Origin of the sequence: Bradyrhizobium sp. UNPF46, from assembly GCF_006658625.1 — a bacterium.
Lineage (GTDB): Bacteria > Pseudomonadota > Alphaproteobacteria > Rhizobiales > Xanthobacteraceae > Bradyrhizobium > Bradyrhizobium nitroreducens.
In genome coordinates this window covers 13046-28052 of the sequence record NZ_LFJB01000131.1, presented here as the reverse complement: position 1 = coordinate 28052, position 15007 = coordinate 13046, and the positions used below count along the sequence as shown (strand labels likewise).

Here is a 15007-nt window from a genome sequence, read left to right as displayed (position 1 = left end):
CAGGCTTGGCGGGCGCCGCGGCGGGCTTGGCCGCGCCGGCACCGTCGGTGATCTGGCCGAGCAGCGCGCCCACGGCAACCGTCGCGCCATCGGCAGCGATGATCTCGCTCAGCGTGCCGGCGGAGGGCGCCGGGACTTCGATGGTGACCTTGTCGGTCTCGAGCTCCACCAAGGGCTCGTCGACGGCGACGGGATCGCCGGCCTTCTTGAACCAGCGGCCGATGGTGGCCTCGGTGACGGATTCGCCGAGCGTCGGCACACGAATTTCAGTCATGGTCTCTTCCTTAAGGGATCGCCAATGCGGTCATAAGTCGGTCGTCAACGGCCCGCGAAAAGCGGGCCATCCAGCAAGCCGGGACGCTTCGCCTTGACGCGGAGGCCACGAGTTACTGGATGCCCCGCTCCGGTGCGCTGGAGGCGCACGAGGCGGGGCATGACGCAGTTCAAAAAATTCAGCTCAGTGCTTCGTCCAGGAATGCCTTCAGCTGGGCCTGATGCTTGGACATCAGACCCGTGGCGGTCGCGGCGGAAGCGGCGCGGCCGACATAACGCGGACGCCGGCTCGCGCCGTTCACCTGGTTCAGCACCCATTCCAGATAGGGCTCGATGAAGTGCCAGGCACCCATGTTGCGGGGTTCTTCCTGGCACCACACCATCTCGGCCTTCTTGAAGCGCGACAGCTCGGCCACCAGCGCCTTCAGCGGCACCGGATAGAGCTGCTCGACGCGCATCAGGTAGATGTCGTCGATGCCGCGCTTCTCGCGCTCCTCGTAGAGGTCGTAATAGACCTTGCCGGAGCACAGCACGATGCGGCGGATCTTCTCGTCGGGGACGAGCTTGATCGGCTCGTTCGGCAGCATCTGGGCGTCATCATAGAGGATGCGGTGGAAGGTGGTGCCCTTCGCCAGCTCTTCGAGACGCGACACCGCCCGCTTGTGACGCAGCAGCGATTTCGGCGTCATCATGATCAGCGGCTTGCGGATCTCGCGGTGCAGCTGCCGGCGCAGCGCATGGAAGTAGTTCGCCGGGGTGGTCGGATAGACCACCTGCATGTTGTCTTCCGCGCACATCTGCAGGTAACGCTCGAGGCGCGCCGAGGAGTGCTCCGGTCCCTGCCCCTCATAACCGTGCGGCAGGAGGCAGACGAGGCCGGACATGCGCAGCCATTTGCGTTCGCCCGAGGAGATGAACTGGTCGAACACGACCTGCGCGCCGTTGGCGAAGTCGCCGAACTGGGCTTCCCACAGCGTCAGCGTGTTCGGCTCGGCGAGCGAATAGCCGTATTCGAAGCCGAGCACGGCTTCTTCCGACAGCAGCGAGTTGATGACTTCGTAATGGCCCTGCTCGCCACCGAGATGGTTGAACGGCGTGTAGCGGCTCTCGTCCTCCTGGTCGATCAGGACCGAATGGCGCTGCGAGAAGGTGCCGCGCTCCGAATCCTGTCCGGACAGGCGGACGTGGTGGTTTTCGTTGAGCAGCGTGCAGAACGCCAGCGCCTCGCCTGTCGCCCAGTCGATGCCGTTACCGCTCTCGATCGCCTTGGCGCGGTTATCGAGGAAACGCTGAATGGTGCGGTGAACGCGGAAGCCGTCCGGCACCTTGGTGATCTTGCGGCCGATGTCCTTGAGAACAGGCAGGTCGACGCCGGTGACGCCGCGCCGCGCATCCTCTTCCTGGTCGGCGATCTTGAAGCCCGCCCACTTGCCGTCGAGCCAGTCGGCCTTGTTCGGCTTGTAGGAGGTGCCGGCCTCGAACTCGGCATCGAGCCGGGCGCGCCAGTCGGCCTTCAGCTTGTCGACCTCGCCCTCGGTCACCACGCCTTCGGCGATCAGGCGCTTGGAGTAGAGCGTCAGGGTCGAGGGATGGGCCGCGATCCGCTTGTACATCACCGGCTGGGTGAAAGCCGGTTCGTCGCCCTCATTGTGGCCGTAGCGGCGATAGCACCACATGTCGATGACGACGGGCTTGTGGAACTTCTGCCGGAATTCGGTCGCAACCTTGGCCGCGAACACGACGGCTTCCGGATCGTCGCCGTTCACGTGGAAGATCGGCGCGTCGATCATCTTCGCCACATCCGACGGATAGGGCGAGGAGCGCGAGTAACGCGGATAGGTGGTGAAGCCGATCTGGTTGTTGACGATGAAGTGCACGGAGCCGCCGGTGCGGTAGCCCTTCAGGTCCGACAGGCCGAAGCACTCCGCGACCACCCCCTGGCCGGCGAACGCGGCGTCGCCGTGCATCAACAGCGGCATCACGGAGATGCGCATATCCGGGGGATCGCCGTGCTGGTCCTGCTTGGCGCGCACCTTGCCGAGCACGACGGGATCGACGATCTCGAGATGCGAGGGGTTGGCGGTCAGCGACAGATGGATGCGGTTGCCGTCGAACTCGCGGTCCGAGGAGGCGCCGAGGTGATATTTGACGTCGCCCGAGCCTTCGACCGCGTCGGGGTTGGCCGAGCCGCCCTTGAACTCGTGGAACAGCGCGCGGTGCGCCTTGCCCATCACCTGCGTGAGGACGTTGAGGCGGCCGCGATGCGGCATGCCCAGCACGATTTCCTTCACGCCGAGATTGCCGCCGCGCTTGATGATCTGCTCGAGCGCGGGGATCAGGGATTCGCCGCCGTCGAGGCCGAAGCGCTTGGTGCCGGTGAACTTGGTGTCGCAGAATTTTTCGAAGCCCTCGGCTTCGATCAGCTTCTGCAGGATGGCGCGGCGGCCCTCGCGGGTGAACGAGATCTCCTTGTCGGGTCCCTCGATGCGCTCCTGGATCCAGGCCTTCTGCGCCGCGTTGCTGATGTGCATGAACTCGACGCCGAGCGTCTGGCAGTAGGTGCGCTCGCAGATCGCGGTGATCTCGCGCAAGCTGCCGTATTCGAGACCGAGCACGTGATCGAGGAAGATCTTGCGGTCGAAATCGGCTTCGCTGAAGCCGTAGGTGCGCGGATCGAGCTCTTCGCGGTTGCGCTGGGCTTCGATGCCGAGCGGATCGAGCTTGGCGTGGAAGTGGCCGCGCATGCGGTAGGAGCGGATCAGCATCAGGGCGCGGACCGAGTCGCGCGTGGCCTGGAGCAGGTCGGCGGAGGAGATGTCGGCGCCCTTGGCTTGCGCCTTGGCGGCGATCTTGCTGCCGACCGCCTTCTCGACCTCGGCCCAATTGCCGTCGAGGGCGGAGGTGAGGTCGTCCTGCGGGGTCAGCGGCCAGTTGTCGCGCTCCCAGGACGGCCCTTCCGCGTTCTTGCTGATGTCGGCGGGCGCGTCGTTCAGGCTCTTGAAGAACTCCTGCCACTCGGGATCGACCGAGGACGGGTCCTTCTGGTAGCGGGCGTAGATTTCGTCGATATAGGTGGCGTTGGTGCCCTGCAAAAAGGATGACAAGGCAAAGGCTGCGTTCGCGTCCTGGCGAGACATACTGGAGTTCCTGGCGATTTCGGTTCGCGCGTAACAAACGGCGCTGGCGCCGAGCTCCCCGGCAGAGGCTCGGCGCGACAGGCACCCTTTACCCTATTTGCTGCGAAACTTCGCCCGGAAAAGTACGAAGAAGTGAATTAGCTTTTCAATTTTTCGGCAAGCGTGTGGCCGAGGCGTGCGGGCGACGGGGACACTGTAATGCCTGCCGATTTCATCGCTTCGGTCTTGGAACCGGCGTCGCCCTTGCCGCCCGAGATGATCGCGCCGGCATGGCCCATGCGGCGGCCGGGAGGGGCCGTGACGCCGGCGATGAAGCCGACCATCGGCTTCTTGCGGCCGCGCTTGGCCTCGTCCTTGAGGAACTGGGCGGCGTCCTCCTCGGCGGAACCGCCGATCTCGCCGATCATGATGATCGATTCGGTCTTGGGGTCGCCAAGCAGCATTTCCAGCACGTCGATGAACTCGGTTCCCTTGACCGGGTCGCCGCCGATGCCGACCGCGGTGGTCTGGCCGAGGCCTTCCTGGGAGGTCTGGAACACCGCCTCATAGGTCAGCGTGCCCGAGCGGGAGACGATGCCGACCGAGCCGGTCTTGAAGATGTTGGCCGGCATGATGCCGATCTTGCACTCGCCGGCGGTCATGACGCCCGGGCAGTTCGGCCCGATCAGGCGCGACTTGGAACCGGCGAGCGAGCGCTTCACGCGGACCATGTCGAGCACCGGGATGCCCTCGGTGATGCAGACGATCAGCGGGATCTCGGCGTCGATGGCTTCGCAGATCGCATCCGCAGCACCCGGCGGCGGCACGTAGATCACCGACGCATCCGCGCCGGTCTTCTCACGCGCCTCACGCACGGTGTCGAACACCGGCAGGTTCAGATGCGTCGAGCCGCCTTTGCCCGGCGAGGTGCCGCCGACCATCTTGGTGCCGTAGGCGATCGCGGCCTCGGAATGGAAGGTGCCGTTCTTGCCGGTGAAGCCCTGGCAGATGACCTTGGTGTTCTTGTCGATCAGGATGGACATGAGGTCTGCTTTCGCGAAACTAACTGAGTGAGAGGGTCAGTGGATGCGGCGATAGACGCCGGTGAGCACGTCGGCCCAGCCTTCCGCATCCGGCGAGAACTGGATCTTCAACGAGTAGGAATCCTCATTGATGATTTCGTAGACGTGGCGCGCATTGCCGCGGAGCGAGCCGCGCACCAGCGTCAGGGTGTTGCCGACCCAGCCGCCGGAGGCGGGCGAGGGCGGCGTGTAGCCGAGCGAGTCGTACCAGAACAATTTGTAGGTCCGGTCGTCGCGGTCGTAGGTGAAGATGCCGTGGGTGGCGAAGACCTGCTTGCCGTCGCGCATCTGGACGCTGTCCTGGATCAGATAAAATCCATTGAGGTCCATGCGCGCGACGGTGCGCGAGGTCGCCGGTCCGCCCGCCGTCCAGCGCGACGGGAAGACCACCTCTTCGCCATCCCATTCGCCGGCGAACGCGGAAAGACGCGCGTGCTCGGGAAGCGGAGATGATGCGGCGAGATGGTCCTGGGCCATGGCGTTAGCCTCCCTTGACGGCCTTCACGATCTTCTGCGCGGCGTCGTCGAGATTGTCGGCCGGCACCACGTTCAGTCCGGATTCATTGATGATCTTCTTGCCGAGCTCGACATTGGTGCCCTCGAGGCGGACCACCAGCGGCACGCTGAGGCCGACTTCACGAACCGCAGCCGTGACGCCCTCGGCGATCACGTCGCACTTCATGATGCCGCCGAAGATGTTGACCAGAATGCCCTTCACGTTGGGATCGGCGGTGATGATCTTGAACGCGGCGGCGACCTTTTCCTTGCTGGCGCTGCCGCCGACGTCGAGGAAGTTTGCCGGCGCCATGCCGTAGAGCTTGATGATGTCCATCGTCGCCATGGCAAGGCCGGCGCCGTTGACCATGCAGCCGATGTTGCCGTCGAGCGTGACGTAGTTGAGATCATGCTTGGACGCCTCGATCTCCTTGGCGTCTTCCTCGGTCTCGTCGCGCAACGCGAGCACCTCGGGGTGACGGAACAGCGCGTTGTCGTCGAACGACACCTTGGCGTCGAGCACGCGGAGCTGGCCCTGCTTGGTCACGACCAGCGGGTTGATCTCCAGCATCGACATGTCCTTGGCGACGAAGGCCGCGTAGAGCTGCGCGGTGAGTTTTTCCGCCTGCTTGGCGAGGTCACCGGAGAGCTTCAGCGCGTTCGCAACCGTGCGGCCGTGATGGCCCATGATTCCGGTGGCGGGATCGACCGAGAAGGTCACGATCTTCTCGGGGGTGTTGTGCGCCACGTCCTCGATGTTGACGCCGCCCTCGGTCGAGACCACGAAGGAGACGCGCGAGGTCTCGCGGTCGACCAGGATCGAGAGGTAGAACTCCTTGTCGATGTCCGAGCCGTCCTCGATGTAGAGGCGGTTGACCTGCTTGCCGGCGGGGCCGGTCTGGATCGTGACGAGGGTCGCGCCCAGCATCTGCTTGGCGAATTCGGTGACCTCCGCGGCCGACTTGGCGATGCGGACGCCGCCCTTGTCGCCGGCCGAGGCTTCCTTGAACTTGCCCTTCCCGCGGCCGCCGGCGTGGATCTGGCTCTTCACCACATAGACCGGACCCGGCAGCGCCTTGGCGGCGGCTTCCGCGTCGGAGGCTTTGAGGACCGGCACGCCCTTGGAGATCGGCACGCCGAACTCACCCAGCAGCGCTTTGGCCTGATATTCATGGATATTCATATGGTCGCTCCCTGAACCCGCGGGCGGTGACCTCTTGGGCCCACCTCAGTCTTGTGGCTGGCATACCATATACCACAGGAACTGCAACCCGGATTCTCTGACATCGATCTGGACTGCCGACCCGGGGCCTGTCCCGACAACCGGGCCCCGGAAATGAAACCGCCGAAGACCGGTTTTCGGGCTTCGGCGGGAAGTGCTTGGCGCTTAGCGGCCGAGAAGATCGGGGGCGATCTTCTTGCAGGCATCGACCAGGCCCTGCACGGCGCCGACCGACTTGTCGAAGGCCTCGCGGTCCTTGCCGGCGAGCTCGATCTCGACGACACGCTCGACGCCCTTGGAGCCGATCACGACGGGCACGCCCACATACATGTCCTTCACGCCGTATTCGCCGTTCAGGTAGGCGGCCGAGGGCAGCACGCGCTTCTTGTCACGCAGATAGCTCTCGGCCATCGCGATCGCCGAGGCGGCCGGCGCATAGAAAGCCGAGCCGGTCTTGAGCAAATTGACGATCTCGGCGCCGCCGTTGCGGGTGCGGTCGACGATCTCGTCGAGGCGCGCCTGCGAGGTCCAGCCCATCTTGACGAGGTCGGGCAGCGGAATGCCGGCGACGGTGGAGTACTTCACCAGCGGCACCATGGTGTCGCCATGGCCGCCGAGCACGAAGGCGGTGACGTCTTCAACGGAGACGTTGAACTCGTCGGCCAGGAAGTAGCGGAAGCGGGCCGAATCCAGCACGCCGGCCATGCCGACGACCTTCTTGTGCGGCAGGCCGGATGCCTTCTGCAGCGCCCAGACCATGGCGTCGAGCGGATTGGTGATGCAGATGACGAAGGCGTCGGGCGCGTACTTCTTGATGCCGGCACCGACCTGTTCCATGACCTTGAGGTTGATGGAGAGAAGGTCGTCGCGGCTCATGCCGGGCTTGCGCGGCACGCCGGCGGTGACGATGCAGACCTTGGCGTTGTCGAGCGCCTCGTAGGAATTGGCGCCGGTGTAGTGCGCGTCGAAACCGTCGACCGGCGAGGACTGCGCGATGTCGAGCGCCTTGCCCTGCGGCACGCCCTCGGCGATGTCGAACATCACGACGTCGCCCAGTTCTTTCAGGCCGATGAGGTGAGCCAGCGTTCCGCCGATCTGACCGGAGCCAATCAAAGCAATCTTGTCGCGCGCCATGTGAGCCTGTCCTTTAGACACGTAAGGAGGGAAAACTGAGACGGGTGGTTATCCCTTTCGCCTCCCCCGTTCAAGTCGCCCAATGCCCAATTGTCGGGCTTGGCGCGATAGCAGCCATACAAGCCCGTCATTCCGGGGCGCGACGAAAGTCGCGAGCCCGGAATCCATCGGGCAAGAGGGCGCGCCGATGAATGGATTCCGGGCTCGTCGCTTCGCGACGCCCCGGAATGACGGCGGGAATAGGACTTAAGTCTCTACCAGGCCCTTGGTGGAGCCGCTGGCGGTGGAATCCTTGCGGCCGTGCGCCAGCGCCAGATAGGATTCCGAGCTCATCTCGATCAGGCGCGAGGCGGTCCGCTTGAACTCCATGGCCTCGGTGCCCTCGTGGGCGAGGTAGAGCGAGATCGGGTTGGCGTCGGCCGAGGCCATCAGCTTCACCGCATTGTCATAGAGCGTATCGATCAACGTGATGAAGCGCTTGGCGGCATTGCGCTGGGAGAGATCCATCACTGGAATATGGTCGACCAGGATGGTGTGATAATCGTGCGCGAGCCTGAGGTAATCCGATGCGCCGAGCGGCTTCTCGCAGAGGTCGGCGAACGAAAACCGCGCCACGCCATGGGCCGAGCACGGCACATGCAGGATGCGGCCCTTGATCGAAATGTCGCGCGAGCGGCATTTGGCGCCGCCCGACATCCGTTTCCAGGCGCGGTCGAGCGCAGCATCGGCATCGGCGTCTGCCGGCGTCAGCCACATCGGCACGCCCTGCAGCTTCTCCAGGCGGAAGTCGGTACGCGCATCGAGCCGCGCGACGTCCATGTGGTCGGTGATCTGCTTGATGAAGGGCAGGAACAGCGAGCGGTTCAGGCCGCCCTTGTAGAGATCGTCAGGCGCGACGTTGGAGGTCGCGACCACGACGGTGCCGAGCTCGAACAACTTTGCGAAGAGACGCCCGAGGATCATCGCGTCCGCGATGTCGGTGACGTGGAATTCGTCGAAGCAGAGCAGCCAGCTCTCCTCGAAGATCGCATTCGCGGTCAGCGCGATGACGTCGCCATCGGCGATCTCGCCGCGCGCGATGCTCTGGCGATAGTCGTAGATGCGCTCATGCACGTCGGCCATGAATTCGTGGAAATGCGCGCGCCGCTTGTGCTCGACCGAGGAGTGCTGGAAGAACAGGTCCATCAGCATGGTCTTGCCGCGGCCGACCTCGCCATGGATATAGAGCCCGCGCGGCGCTTCATCCTTGTCGCTGCTGCTGAACAGGCGGGCGAGCAGGCCCTGCTTGCGCTGCGGCTTGTAGTTCGCAAGCCGCAGGTCCAGCGCCGCATAGGCCTCGGCGACTTCGGCCTGCGCGGCATCCGGCTCGATCGCACCGGCGGCGATCTGGGCCTGATACGCGTCGTTGAAGGGGGAACTGGGGGTCGAGAGCATGGCCCTTTACCGCCAGAGACGGACGGAAATTGCAACCGCGTATTGGCGCAACGGCTTATGCGCGACCTCTTTCGCGGAAACCGGCCGGATGCCCCGGTGGGACGACAAGCCGAGCGGGCCGTCAGAATCCAGCTTGCGGCGCCTTGAGGTAGAATATACCTATTTAGGAACCAAGGAGCCGAGCATGGCGCTGAGCATCAAGGACCCCGAAACCGAGCAATTGGCCCGGAGTCTGGCACAATTGACGGGGGAGAACATCACGACTGCGACCAAGCGCGCGATCGAGGAGCGATTGCGCCGGCTCAACGCTCAAACACACAAGGACGCGCTGCTCGAAGACCTTGCCGAGATCAGACGGCGCTGGAGCGAGATGCGCGTCCTGGACGACCGCAAGCCTGAAGAAATCCTCGGATACGACGATCATGGATTGCCACGCTGATGGTGATCGACACATCCGCGATCGTGGCAATCGCGCTCGACGAAGACGATGCCGCGGATATGGAGCGACTGATCGTGGACGATCCGATCCGCCTGATTTCCGCGGCGACGGTGCTTGAAGCGACGATGGTGATCGAGACGCGGCTGGGCGATGCGGGCGGGCGCGAGTTCGATCTCTGGCTCGTCAAGATCGGCGCTGAGATCGTCGCGGTCGATGCCGTGCAAGCCGACGCGGCACGGCGCGCCTGGCGGCGCTTCGGAAAGGGGCAACACGCCGCGTCGCTCAATTACGGTGATTGTTTTTCTTATGCGCTGGCCATGACCCGTGGCGAACCACTGCTGTTCAAAGGCGAGGACTTTGCGAAGACCGACATCAACCGGTCGAGCGTGACGCCGCTGCGATAACGCGCCGAGGTGCGGGCCCCACCCACACAGTTCGTAGACGTCCTCGGCAAGAGCGGCCGGAAGAGACCCGCAGGGGCTTCATCCCGTATTTTTGTTGCGCGCCGAAAGCTCGGCCGTCGCCAGGCCTCCGACGCAGCAGACGGCCATGCTCGACAACCAAACCCAATACCCGGCCCCATAGGCCCGGATCGGATTGAGGATGCCAGCTTCATTCATCATGACTTCCCGTTGAAGCAGGAACGATGCCGCGATGACGAGTGCAGCCAGGCCTGCACCGAATGCCAAGAATCTCGCGTCAGAGATCCTGTCCGCGACTGCGAGACCAAACCATGCCGAAAAAAGGACGGGGTTGGCGAGCCAAGTCCAATTCGTGACGGACGCTAACAGGCCGAACGGCCCGGCGATCAAGATGTCGTATCCGCGCTGGCATGCAGGCGCGCAAAAAGCATCGAGGGATAGGCACCAGAGGTACAGCGCAATACTGAGGCCCAGCGAGCCGTATCGCCAAAATTGATCGACCCGCACCGTTCGATTTTCCGCCTACTCACACAGCTCGTAGGCGTCCTCGACCACGTACGGGCCGCCGCCGGTCGATGCCCGCGACGAGAACAGCACGAAACGCTCCGCCATGAAGGCCTTGCTCGGGAAGTAGCCGCGCAGCGAGAGATAGTCGGCGACGTCGCGATCGCTGGCGTCGTGCAGCCGGGCCAGCGTGACATGCGGGATGTATTTGCGCCCCTCGGGGTTGAGACCGATCCGCTGCATCATCCGTTCGAGCTCGGCCTGCAATTCCATCAGCGGCTTGCTCGGCACGATCGTCGCAACGACGGCGCGCGGCTTGCGGCCGCCAAAACTCGTGAGGCCCTGCACCTTGACCTCGAAAGGCCTGCGGTCGACGCGAAACAGCATCGAGGCGATCTCGTTGGCGGACATGCCGTCGATATCGCCGATGAAGCGCAGGGTGACGTGATAATTTTCGGGATCGATCCACCGGGCGCCGGGAAGGCCGCCTCTGAGATTGGAAAGCGACTGGCCGATCTCGGCCGGAATTTCCAGACCAGTGAACAAACGCGGCATCGTTTCGCACTCCCGATGCTTGGGCATGATCCCAGGGAAAGACCATATCCAAATTTTAGAGCCGGTGACGAATCACCGGTACCCTGATTCCTATCGCAGTTGTGTGACTCTGCGAAGCATCGCGCGGGCCACCCCGTGAAAACCCTGGGAATTAGGGTTAGCGTTGCCTGCTTTTCATCGCCGCTGCTCGCTTATGTTGCGCAAGAATGCCTCCACACTGGGCATGATGTTGCCGACGATGATGTCGACGCCGGCCGCGGTCGGATGAATGCCGTCCGCCTGGTTGAGCTTGGCGTCGGCGGCAACGCCCTCGAGGAAGAACGGATAGAGCGGCACCTCGAATTTCTTCGCGAGATCCGGATAAATCGAATTGAAGCGCGCGGCATAATCGGCGCCGTAATTCGGCGGCGCCAGCATGCCGCACAGCATCACCGCGATCTTGCGCGTCTTGAGCCGCTGGACGATGTCGGCGAGCGCGGCGCGCGCCAAATCGGGATCGATGCCGCGCAACGCATCGTTGGCGCCGAGCTCGACGATGACGCCCTCGGTTCCTTCAGGCACCGACCAGTCGAGCCGGTCGCGCCCGCCGGAGGTGGTGTCGCCGGACACCCCGGCATTGATCATGTCGACCGCTATGCCTTTGGCCTGCAAGGATTTTTGAAGTTTTTGGGGAAACGCATCCTGGGCCGGCAGGCCGAGACCCGCGCTCAAGGAATCGCCGAGAACGACCAGCTTGACCGGTTTTGTCGCCTCCGCCCAGGCCGGGTTCGCCATTGTCATGAAGGCGAGCATCAACACGGCTATGTGCATGAACAATCCGTAACGCCTCTCGACCGCGCTATCGGAGTTGCCATATGACCGGACCATGGACACTCGCATCGAACCCTCTTCGCTTGCCGCTACGGCGGACACCATCGCCATCTCCAACGTCAATCTCTCATTGGGCACGGGCGCGGCACGCGTACACATCCTCAAGGATATCAGCCTGCGCGTCGCCTCGGGCGAGACGATCGGCCTGATCGGCCCGTCAGGCTCGGGCAAATCCACGCTGCTGATGGTGATGGCGGGGCTGGAGCGTCCTGATAGCGGAGAGGTGGTGGTATCGGGCACGCCTTTCAATGCCCTCGACGAGGACGCGCTGGCGCGCTTCCGCGGCCGCCAGGTCGGCATCGTCTTCCAGTCCTTCCATCTGATCCCGACCATGACGGCGCTGGAGAACGTCGCGGTGCCGCTCGAGCTCGCCGGCAATCCCGACGCGGCCAGGCGCGCGGCGCAGGAGCTGCAATCGGTCGGGCTCGGCGACCGCCTGCATCATTATCCGACGCAGCTCTCCGGCGGCGAGCAGCAGCGCGTCGCGCTGGCCCGCGCGCTCGCGCCCGATCCCGCCATCCTGGTCGCGGACGAGCCGACCGGCAATCTGGACGAGGCCACCGGAAAGCAGATCGTCGACCTCCTGTTCAGCAAGCATGCCGAGCGCGGCATGACGCTGGTGCTGGTCACGCACGATTCCTCGCTCGCGCATCGCTGCGATCGCGTGATCCGGCTGCGCTCGGGCCGCATCGACACGCAGTCCGCACCGGCATGAGCGCGGCGGCTGAACCCTTCGCGAAGCCGAGCGGCATCGCGCTATCATTGCGTTATGCGCTGCGCGAATTGCGCGGCGGCCTGCGCGGCTTCTACGTCTTCATCGCCTGCATCGCGCTCGGCGTGATGGCCATCGCCGGCGTCGGCTCGGTGTCGGCGAGCCTTTCCGACGGCCTTGCCCGCGAGGGCCGCACGCTGCTCGGCGGCGACGTTTCCTTCGTGCTGTTCCAGCGCGAGGCCAAGCCCGAAGAAGTCGCCTTCCTGCGCTCGCGCGGCACGGTTTCGACCGCCGCCACCTTGCGCGGCATGGCGCGCGCGGCCGATGGCCAGCTCGCACTGGTCGAGATGAAGGCGGTCGACGACACCTATCCGATGCTGGGCCAGCTCACGTTGGTCCCGCAGCTTCCGATGTCCGATCTGCTCGCGGAGCGCGACGGCGCATTCGGCGCCGCGGCCGATCCAACGCTGCTGGCGCGGCTGTCGCTCAAGACCGGCGACCGCGTCACCATCGGCTCGGCGACCTTCCAGATCCGCAGCACGGTCGAAGCCGAGCCGGACAAGCTCGCCGGCGGCATCGGCTTCGGCCCGCGCTTCCTGATCAGCCAGGCGGGCCTGCGCGCCACCGGCCTGATCCAGCCCGGCAGCCTGGTGCGCTGGGTCTACCGGGTCAAGCTGCCCGATCTCGCCAACAACGAACGGGCCACCGAAGCCTTCATCGCGGATGCGCGCAGCGCCGCGCCGCAGGCGGGCTGGGAGATCCGCAGCCGCTCCAACGCATCGCCGCAGCTCGAGCGCAACATCAGCCGCTTCACGCAGTTCCTGACCCTGGTCGGCCTCGCCGCGCTGCTGGTCGGCGGCGTCGGCGTGGCCAATGCCGTGAAGAGCCATATCGACCGGCGGCTCGAGGTGATCGCGGCGCTCAAGGCCGTCGGCGCCACCGGGCGCGACGTGTTCGGCATCTATCTCGCGCAGGTCCTGCTGCTCGCCGCGATCGGCTCGCTGATCGGCCTTGCGCTCGGCGCCGCCATGCCCTTCGCCATCGTCGGCCTGTTCGGCAAGCTGCTGCCGCTGCCGGTGGTGCCGGCCGTGCATGCCGACGAGCTCGCGCTGTCCTTCGTCTACGGCCTGCTGACCGCGCTCGCCTTCGGCCTGTGGCCGCTCGGGCGCGTGCACGACGTCCCGGTCGCCGCGCTGTTCCGCGACACCATCAGCTCGGACTGGCACCGGCCGCGCGCGGGCTATCTCGTGCTGATGGGCGTGGTGATCGCGCTGCTGGTCGCGGTCGTGATCGGGCTGTCGTTCGACAAGCGCATCGCCGCGGTGTTCGTGGCCTCCTCCGTCGTCGTGTTCGCCCTGCTGCGAGGAATCGCGGCCCTGCTGATGGGAATCGCACGGCGATTGCCGCGGACGCGGCTGCCGATGCTGCGGCTCGCCATCGCCAACATCCACCGGCCCGGCGCGCTGACGCCCTCGGTCGTGCTGTCGCTGGGGCTCGGGCTCGCGGTGCTCGTCACCATCACCCAGATCGACGGCAATCTGCGCCGGCAGTTCCTGGCGGCCCTCCCCGATCGCGCGCCGTCGTTCTTCTTCATCGACATTCCGAGCGCGCAGGCCGCACCGTTCGACGAGTATCTGCGCAAGATCGCGCCCGGGGCGACGGTCGAGGACGTGCCGATGCTGCGCGGACGCATCGTCGCTGCGCGCGGCGTACGCGCCGAGGACCTCAAGCCCACCACCGATTCGGAATGGGTGCTGCAGAGCGACCGCGGCCTGACCTACACCGCCGAGCTGCCGAAGGGCTCCAAGGTGGTCGAGGGCGAGTGGTGGCGCGCCGATTATTCCGGCCCGACGCTGGTCTCGATGGAGAAGAAGATCGCCGACGGGCTCGGCCTCAAGCTCGGCGACGAGATCGTGGTCAACGTGCTCGGCCGCGACATTCCCGCCAAGATCGGCAATCTGCGCAGCATCGACTGGCAGGGGATGGGCATCAACTTCGTCCTCGTATTCTCGCCGAACGCCTTCAAGGGCGCGCCGCACACCCACATCGCGACCCTGACGGAGACGGGCGGAACCGCGGCAGGCGACGGCAAGATCATCAAGGACGTCGCCGCCGCCTATCCGATGGTGACGAGCGTGCGCGTGCGCGAGGTGATGGAGACGGTCGGTTCTGTCGTGACCAATCTGGCACTGGCGATCCGCGGTGCCAGCGCCGTGACCCTGATCTCGGCGATCCTGGTGCTCGGCGGGGCGCTCGCCGCCGGCCATCGCCACCGGGTCTACGATGCGGTGATTCTGAAGACGCTGGGCGCGACGCGGCTGCGGCTGCTCGGCGCCTATGCGCTCGAATACCTCCTGATCGGGCTCGCCACCGCGGTTTTCGGCGTGATCGCCGGCAGCTTAGCTGCCTGGATGATCGTGACGCGGCTGATGACGCTGAGCTTCGTCTGGCAGGCCGGCAGCGCGGCCGGAGTGGTCGCGGCCGCGCTCGTCGTCACCGTCGGACTCGGGCTCGCAGGCACGCTGCTGGCATTGAACAAAAAGCCCGCCACGGTGTTGCGGAATTTGTGACAAAATGTAGCGGATGGCCGCTCGGATGCGGAATCGCACGATTCCCGCGATTAACCACGACTGCTCGTCAGGTTCGCGTCAGGATTGCCGCCAAGGGCGACATTCAGCCGCGCGTGGAAGGTTGCAGTGAATGTGTTAGTTTCCCACATATCGAATGGGTTCGGAGCCCGGATTGTTAG

Annotated in this window: 14 protein-coding genes; 4 read left to right on the top strand and 10 right to left on the bottom strand. The window is 65.0% G+C overall.

All coding sequences use genetic code 11. The features are described from left to right. The 7 genes from UNPF46_RS36935 to zapE form a co-directional block, all read right to left on the bottom strand. Positions 1-274: biotin/lipoyl-containing protein (locus tag UNPF46_RS36935; protein ID WP_283811692.1), on the bottom strand; the 274-nt coding region annotated here is incomplete at its 3' end. A 178-nt stretch (positions 275-452) separates the two neighbouring features. Beyond that, positions 453-3410 carry a 2-oxoglutarate dehydrogenase E1 component gene (locus UNPF46_RS36930; RefSeq protein ID WP_142253304.1) on the bottom strand — a complete coding sequence of 986 codons (2958 nt, stop codon included), beginning with the start codon at positions 3408-3410 and terminating at the stop codon, positions 453-455. Between the two features lie 137 nt (positions 3411-3547). After that, on the bottom strand, positions 3548-4432 hold the full coding sequence (sucD, locus tag UNPF46_RS36925; protein WP_142253303.1) for a succinate--CoA ligase subunit alpha: 885 nt from the start codon (positions 4430-4432) through the stop codon (positions 3548-3550). Between the two features lie 36 nt (positions 4433-4468). Next, positions 4469-4948: a DUF1579 family protein gene (locus UNPF46_RS36920; protein ID WP_142253302.1), complete on the bottom strand. Its 480-nt coding sequence runs from the start codon at positions 4946-4948 to the stop codon at positions 4469-4471. A gap of 4 nt (positions 4949-4952) precedes the next feature. Beyond that, positions 4953-6149, bottom strand: coding sequence for an ADP-forming succinate--CoA ligase subunit beta (gene sucC, locus UNPF46_RS36915; protein WP_142253301.1), 1197 nt, complete (start codon positions 6147-6149; stop codon positions 4953-4955). A 204-nt stretch (positions 6150-6353) separates the two neighbouring features. Further along, positions 6354-7322, bottom strand: coding sequence for a malate dehydrogenase (gene mdh, locus UNPF46_RS36910; protein WP_008145224.1), 969 nt, complete (start codon positions 7320-7322; stop codon positions 6354-6356). A gap of 246 nt (positions 7323-7568) precedes the next feature. Further along, positions 7569-8756, bottom strand: coding sequence for a cell division protein ZapE (zapE, locus tag UNPF46_RS36905; protein WP_142253300.1), 1188 nt, complete (start codon positions 8754-8756; stop codon positions 7569-7571). A gap of 184 nt (positions 8757-8940) precedes the next feature. On the opposite strand from zapE, the gene UNPF46_RS36900 reads away from it, so the two are divergent. Next, on the top strand, positions 8941-9195 hold the full coding sequence (locus tag UNPF46_RS36900; RefSeq protein WP_028139222.1) for a type II toxin-antitoxin system VapB family antitoxin: 255 nt from the start codon (positions 8941-8943) through the stop codon (positions 9193-9195). Continuing rightward, positions 9195-9599 (top strand): type II toxin-antitoxin system VapC family toxin, encoded by a 405-nt coding sequence (locus tag UNPF46_RS36895; protein ID WP_100179339.1) that lies wholly within the window; start codon positions 9195-9197, stop codon positions 9597-9599. The genes UNPF46_RS36900 and UNPF46_RS36895 overlap by 1 nt, the downstream gene beginning before the upstream one ends. A gap of 78 nt (positions 9600-9677) precedes the next feature. On the opposite strand, the gene UNPF46_RS36890 is transcribed toward UNPF46_RS36895, so the two are convergent. The 3 genes from UNPF46_RS36890 to UNPF46_RS36880 form a co-directional block, all read right to left on the bottom strand. Next, positions 9678-10124: a hypothetical protein gene (locus tag UNPF46_RS36890; RefSeq protein WP_100179338.1), complete on the bottom strand. Its 447-nt coding sequence runs from the start codon at positions 10122-10124 to the stop codon at positions 9678-9680. Positions 10125-10139: 15 nt separating this feature from the next. Then, positions 10140-10676, bottom strand: a complete 537-nt coding sequence (thpR, locus tag UNPF46_RS36885) for an RNA 2',3'-cyclic phosphodiesterase (protein ID WP_100181403.1) — start codon at positions 10674-10676, stop codon at positions 10140-10142. A 174-nt stretch (positions 10677-10850) separates the two neighbouring features. Then, positions 10851-11486: an arylesterase gene (locus tag UNPF46_RS36880; RefSeq protein ID WP_181770279.1), complete on the bottom strand. Its 636-nt coding sequence runs from the start codon at positions 11484-11486 to the stop codon at positions 10851-10853. 55 nt (positions 11487-11541) lie between these two features. Here UNPF46_RS36880 and UNPF46_RS36875 point away from each other — a divergent pair, with 55 nt between their 5' ends. Beyond that, positions 11542-12261 carry an ABC transporter ATP-binding protein gene (locus tag UNPF46_RS36875; protein ID WP_100179336.1) on the top strand — a complete coding sequence of 240 codons (720 nt, stop codon included), beginning with the start codon at positions 11542-11544 and terminating at the stop codon, positions 12259-12261. Next, on the top strand, positions 12258-14828 hold the full coding sequence (locus UNPF46_RS36870; protein WP_142253298.1) for an ABC transporter permease: 2571 nt from the start codon (positions 12258-12260) through the stop codon (positions 14826-14828). Before UNPF46_RS36875 ends, UNPF46_RS36870 begins: the two co-directional genes overlap by 4 nt. Positions 14829-15007: the final 179 nt, after the last annotated feature.

Coding starts and splice junctions, on each gene's coding strand:
- sucC (WP_142253301.1), bottom strand. CDS start 6,149: ATGAATATCCATGAATATCAGGCCAAAGCGCTGCTGGGTGAGTTCGGC.
- UNPF46_RS36875 (WP_100179336.1), top strand. CDS start 11,542: ATGGACACTCGCATCGAACCCTCTTCGCTTGCCGCTACGGCGGACACC.
- UNPF46_RS36930 (WP_142253304.1), bottom strand. CDS start 3,410: ATGTCTCGCCAGGACGCGAACGCAGCCTTTGCCTTGTCATCCTTTTTG.
- UNPF46_RS36870 (WP_142253298.1), top strand. CDS start 12,258: ATGAGCGCGGCGGCTGAACCCTTCGCGAAGCCGAGCGGCATCGCGCTA.
- UNPF46_RS36880 (WP_181770279.1), bottom strand. CDS start 11,486: ATGCACATAGCCGTGTTGATGCTCGCCTTCATGACAATGGCGAACCCG.
- UNPF46_RS36895 (WP_100179339.1), top strand. CDS start 9,195: ATGGTGATCGACACATCCGCGATCGTGGCAATCGCGCTCGACGAAGAC.
- mdh (WP_008145224.1), bottom strand. CDS start 7,322: ATGGCGCGCGACAAGATTGCTTTGATTGGCTCCGGTCAGATCGGCGGA.
- UNPF46_RS36900 (WP_028139222.1), top strand. CDS start 8,941: ATGGCGCTGAGCATCAAGGACCCCGAAACCGAGCAATTGGCCCGGAGT.
- thpR (WP_100181403.1), bottom strand. CDS start 10,676: ATGCCGCGTTTGTTCACTGGTCTGGAAATTCCGGCCGAGATCGGCCAG.
- sucD (WP_142253303.1), bottom strand. CDS start 4,432: ATGTCCATCCTGATCGACAAGAACACCAAGGTCATCTGCCAGGGCTTC.
- zapE (WP_142253300.1), bottom strand. CDS start 8,756: ATGCTCTCGACCCCCAGTTCCCCCTTCAACGACGCGTATCAGGCCCAG.
- UNPF46_RS36920 (WP_142253302.1), bottom strand. CDS start 4,948: ATGGCCCAGGACCATCTCGCCGCATCATCTCCGCTTCCCGAGCACGCG.